This window comes from Okeania sp. SIO3I5 (genome assembly GCF_010672085.1).
GTDB lineage: Bacteria > Cyanobacteriota > Cyanobacteriia > Cyanobacteriales > Microcoleaceae > Trichodesmium.
Genome location: NZ_JAAHHT010000386.1, coordinates 1 through 5,591, shown reverse-complemented (window position 1 = coordinate 5,591; position 5,591 = coordinate 1). Strand labels below are relative to the sequence as shown.

Below are 5,591 nucleotides of genomic sequence, written 5' to 3'. Positions count from 1 at the left end.
GAGAAAGGAGTCAGGAGTCAAAATTTCTGGAGAAAGGAGTCAGGAGAAAAGTAGAAGTATAATATCTTTTCCCTACTCTCAGCAGCTCAAATTTTATTTATAACTGATTATCCGAACATGATATTAAGACTTATTTTACAAACAGTTTCTCACTGATAGACAGAAAAAAATAATTTCCTACTGTTAAAATTTAGGATTACTAACTTTTATGCTTCTTTTTCATCATCCCTACATCCGTTGAGAAAATTCCTGTCTTGCCCTTTCTTTCCTAAGTCAAAATTAACCTCTTACTCCTTTAACTAAAGCTTGACAACCTTGTAAAAAAATACTTACATCTATACCCAATCCAATATACTGAACTCCACAATCAATCCATTTTTTTGCAGTCTCAGAATTATTAGTAAAAGTACCAACAGCTTTTCCAGAACTCCGAATAATTTCTACTGCTTTTTGCATTAATTCAACTACTCGAATATCATCAACTTGACCGGGAATACCTAAAGATTGAGATAGATCGTAAGGACCGAGAAAAATCACATCAATATCAGGAACTGTAACAATTTCTCTCAGATTTTCGATGCCTTTTACACCTTCTACATGAACTACAACTAAAGATTCTGCATTCAATTTTTCGGTAATATTACTACCTGCTGAAGTGTAAACTCCCGCGCGAGTTCCAAATGATAAACCACGAGAACCAATAGGATTATATTTAGCACTTTGCACTACTATTTCTGCGTCGGTTATTGTTTCTATTTGTGGAACTTGTACCCCCGCACTGCCAATATCAAGAGCGCGTTGAATTTGTGCAGCATCATTTTTGCTGACTCTGACAACGGGTGCAATACCTACACAGTCAGCAGCACGACAAAGGTCTTCTGCAACCAGAATATTGAGAGGTCCGTGTTCGAGGTCGATAACTGCGAAATCAAATCCTGCTATACCACAAATTTCTATGAAGGCAGGGTAAGCGCAATTCATAAAAGGTCCGAGTACAACTTCGCCGTTTTTGAGTTTTTGTTTGAGTTGATTTTTTTTCATGGTTGATATTAGAAATAAAAGTGAAATACCTAACCGTTCTTAGAAACCTACGATTATCTACATAAATCTATGATTTTCGTGCTTATAATCTGTTCTATCTTGGGTTTTGGTAGAGGGGGAGCAGGAGAGCAGGGAGCAGGGGAGCAGGGAGCAGGGGAGAATTTTCCACCCAATACCAAGGGAGTAGGAGAGTAGGGTCAGAGGGGAGCGCTCGTTTTGGCATTGCTCATTCATTGTCTGAGCTAGAATATTTACAACCCTACATTTTTTGACTCCTGTACGGACTAAACTCTCCACACCTCCGACAACTCCGACACCTCCGACACCTCCCACACCTCCCACATCTCCCACACCTCCCAGACTTCCCACACCTCCCACACCTCCGACACCTCCGACACCTCCCAGACTTCCCACACCTCCGACACCTCCGACACCTCCCACACCTCCGACACCTCAGACCCTAGTTAAACCTAAATATTAACACGGAACCCGCCACTACTCTTCCCACATTTTATATAAAATCCGGTTATACAGTAATCGCAAAATTACTTCCTCAACTAAAATATGTTAAGCATGAATACGAATTTAAAAATTTATGCATTTTCATTTCCTTTCTTACTCCTAACTCCTAGCTCCTACCTCCTAACTCCTAACTCCTAACTCCTAACTCCTTGCTCATTACTCATTACTCATTACTCCTCAGTAATACGATAACTAATTACCCGGATTCTATATTAGGCGTGTCATGCCACTACCTTAATTGCTAGAAAAAAAATATTAACAATATTAAAAATTTAAAGCTATACTGTAAACTAAAAAATATTCTTAGGAAGCTTACCCAAACCCCATGCGGTTGCAACGTCAGTTCAGTGGACAAATTATCACCTTAGACACCCAAAACCCAATTGGCGGGGGTGGTGAAGGTCGTATCTATTCTGTGGTACAAAATCCCTCCCTAGTGGCCAAAATTTATCATAAACCCACAGACGAGGATGCCGATAAACTAACCGTCATGTTCTCTCATCCGCCAGAGGCACCCATGGGAACCGGACATTCAGCGATCGCGTGGCCTGTAGACTTATTACGTACCACCAACAACAAACAGCAAATAGTTGGCTTTTTAATGCCCCGTGTTTCTCGTGCAGAACCGGTACATATTTTATACAACCCTCGCAACCGTAGAGAACAAAAACCTCTTTTCAACTATCTCTATCTCCACCGCACTGCTCGTAACTTAGTGGCAGCAGTCAACGCTTTACATAACAGTGGATATGCCATCGGCGATGTCAACGAATCAAATATTCTAGTCACCGATACCGCCCTTGTCACCCTAGTCGATACCGACTCATTTCAAGTGCGCGATCCCTATACCCTAGAAATTTACCGTTGCCCAGTCGGTAAACCAGAGTTCACACCCCCAGAATTACAAGGCAAGAGTTTCCGAGAAATTGATCGCCAACCCGAACATGACTTATTTGGCATAGGAGTATTAATATTTCAACTATTGATGGAAGGAACTCACCCCTTTGCCGGAGTTTACAAAGGTAGAGGCGAACCGCCGAATCTCGAAGCACGAATCAAAGTCGGTCATTTTCCCTACAGTAAAAAGCGAGTTCCCTATCGCCCGATGCCACTGGCGCCAGATTGGAAAATTTTGCATCCCGCTATACAACAATTATTAATTGAATGTTTTGAATTAGGGCATGAACATCCAGAGTCACGCCCGGATACGAAAACTTGGTTACAAGCGTTGCGAGAGTCAGAGAAGAGTCTAGTAACTTGTCAGAAACATGATCAGCATTTGTATGGAAACCACTTAAAATCTTGTCCGTGGTGCGAACGGACAAAACTATTAAAAGGACGCGATCCTTTTCCGTCGCGGGAAGCAGTACGAGATAAGCAACATTTGGAACCTGCGCTCAAGAAACGGAAAATTTTATCGTTAGCGCCACCAAAAACTACTACTCCTAAAAAACCAGCACCACCCAAACCAATTGTCATTACTCGGAAAATGGGGCAATATCAACCCTTGCTAACCCCTGTTTCTATCAAAACTAAACCGCCTTCAGTGCCAATAATTCCCCTACCAGGCGGTGGCAAAGGTATGATTGGCATTGCCGAAGATGCTATTTTTGGTAGTTTTTGGGGAGTGTTGTGTGCAGCAGCAGTCGCAGGTTTGGTATTAGGAATAATTAAAGGTAGCGTTGCTGTTTTAGGTGGAGTAATAATGGGAATATTGTGGGGATGTTTTTTAGCGTTCTCCTGGCAATATATTATTCCAGTAGGGTTCTCGACTGGCAATTTAGCTTTAACCGGAGCGCTGTGGGGAGGGTTTATTGCTACTGCCATTAGTGGTGCTGTTTATGGAATTGGTAACCGCCTTCCAGTGTTTGGACAAGCACTTATATTTGGTGGGTTTGTAGGTATTATTTGGGGAGCTATTTGGAGTGCTTTTAAACCACCTTTAGCGCTGCCAACTCCTGGGCGAGTTTGGGGTAGACGAGGTTTATTTTTAGGAGCAATTTGGGGTGCTTTTTTAGGCACAGTTATTGGAGCAATTTTAGCAGGAGTTTTTGTCTTTCAGAAAAACCTGAATGAGAATAGTAATTCTTGGATTGAATTGGTTCCTATATTAATAGGTATTATGATTCCCGCAATAGGTGTAGGTGCTATGGGTGGGATTATGGGAGGTGTTGTTTTAGGACCAATTTTAGGAGCGCCAACTTTGCCTTTATCGAATAAATTATCGGGAATTAGAGGTGCTGTATTAGGTGGAATTTGGGGGTGTTTTTTAGGAGTAATTATTGGGGTAATTTTGGGAGGGATTTTACCACAAATTGTGTCAATAGATTTAGTCAGAATTATGCGAATTGATGCAGATTGGACTTCGATTCTGTCAACAATTTTTGGAGCTGGTTTAGGTGCTATTGGTGGCTGTTTTTCTGGAGCAGTTTGGGGAGCGATGGGGAAATGGTAGATCAATTCAAAATTCAAAATTCAAAATTCAAAATTATTAAAAGTAAAATCTTGACTGGCATTTTATCAATTTCATATAATTAGCAATAAAAGTAGGTTGGGTTGACGTAGGAAACCCAACAAAAATCAGGTTAAGTCAAAAGTTAAACGTTAAAATTATTAAAAGTAGAATGTTGACGATAATTTTATCAATTTCATATAATTAGTTTTTATTAGATTCAATAGTCGATATAAATGTAGGGGTTTGGTCTCCAAACCCTAAAAGTCAGAAGGTTATACTATTAATTAGTTTTTATTAGATTCAATAGTCGATATAAATGTAGGGGTTTGGTCTCCAAACCTAAAAGTCAGAAGGTTATACTATTAATTAGTTTTTATTAAATTCAATAGTCGATATAAATGTAGGGGTTTGGTTTCCAAACCCTAAAATGCAGAAGGTTATACTATTTATCAACAACTTTTCTAGATGGTAAAGCATTTCATAAAAACCCGGAATAATATGCTTTATTTATACCGACACTACCAGATTTAATATCTAAATTAAAAATTATTCAAGTTAAAATGTTTACTGGAATTATTCAACAAACAGGAAAAATTTATCAAATTCACCGAGAAGCTTCGGGATATGAATTAATTCTTGATGTTTCTCCCGATCTATATGCTGAAGTGGAAATTAAGTCTAATATTACTGTTAATGGCAGGGCATTAACAATTTTAGGTAAAGAGACATCAGAAGAATTTTATCTACTCAAGTTTTATCTAGCTTCGGCAAAAGTTCCTGCGCAATATCAAGAACAAAAAAAGTTAAATTTAGAAAGGTCTATTCGTTTAGGAGAAGAAATTTCTGGTCCTTTATTTTATGGCGTACCTTCAGGGTATTGTCAGTTAATTTCTAGAGAAAATTTGTTAGGAGGTGGAATAAAAATTGAGGTGAATTGGGAAAGTGAATTTTTGCAGTATCTTGATATTAAAGACCAGGTTTGTTTGGATGGAGTATTGTTAATAATTAGGGATATGGGAAAATCGTCTTTGTTGTTTGATATTTATCCAGAAACTGTTAATTTGACGAATTTAGCAGAAAAGGAAATCGGAGAATATTTCGCTATTGAAATTGACCCGATGGTGAAAAAAATAGTGCAAATTTTGGCTAAAAAAATATTGTCGTAATCTGAGTAATTTTTATTAATAAGGTGGAAAAGAATATGATTGTCATTGCGAGGCGGTAATCAAACAGTTAAGCTGATGGAAAAAGCCTTAACTTAGCCGAAGCAATCTCACAAGGAACGAGATTGCCACGGGGGGTTTTAACGGTTAGGCCAACTAAAATAATTACTATTCCCACCCCCCTCGCAATGACACAGTGGTTAGCTTGTCTTGGAGTAATTTTTATTATTTAAAAGTTTGATAACTCAGAAAAGATTGCCACGGTATTAACGGTTGGGTCAACTAACATAATTAGTTTTTCCACCCCCCTCGCAATGACACAGTGGTTAGCTTGTCTTGGAGTAATTTTTATTATTTAAAAGTTTGATAACTCAGAAAAGATTGCCACGGTATTAACGGTTGGGTCAACT

Annotated in this window: 4 protein-coding genes; 2 read left to right on the top strand and 2 right to left on the bottom strand. The window is 38.8% G+C overall.

Features of this window, described 5'->3' with window-relative positions; genetic code table 11:
- Positions 1-279: 279 nt before the first annotated feature.
- Together F6K40_RS38310 and F6K40_RS38305 are read right to left on the bottom strand one after the other, a co-directional pair.
- Positions 280-1,041 (bottom strand): HpcH/HpaI aldolase family protein, encoded by a 762-nt coding sequence (locus F6K40_RS38310; RefSeq protein ID WP_293144965.1) that lies wholly within the window; start codon positions 1,039-1,041, stop codon positions 280-282.
- A 57-nt stretch (positions 1,042-1,098) separates the two neighbouring features.
- Positions 1,099-1,455: a hypothetical protein gene (locus F6K40_RS38305; RefSeq protein WP_293144962.1), complete on the bottom strand. Its 357-nt coding sequence runs from the start codon at positions 1,453-1,455 to the stop codon at positions 1,099-1,101.
- 433 nt (positions 1,456-1,888) lie between these two features.
- On the opposite strand from F6K40_RS38305, the gene F6K40_RS38300 reads away from it, so the two are divergent.
- Positions 1,889-4,018, top strand: coding sequence for a protein kinase domain-containing protein (locus F6K40_RS38300; RefSeq protein WP_293144959.1), 2,130 nt, complete (start codon positions 1,889-1,891; stop codon positions 4,016-4,018).
- Positions 4,019-4,578: 560 nt separating this feature from the next.
- Entirely contained in the window at positions 4,579-5,184 is a 606-nt protein-coding gene (locus F6K40_RS38295; RefSeq protein WP_293144956.1) for a hypothetical protein, read from the top strand.
- Positions 5,185-5,591: the final 407 nt, after the last annotated feature.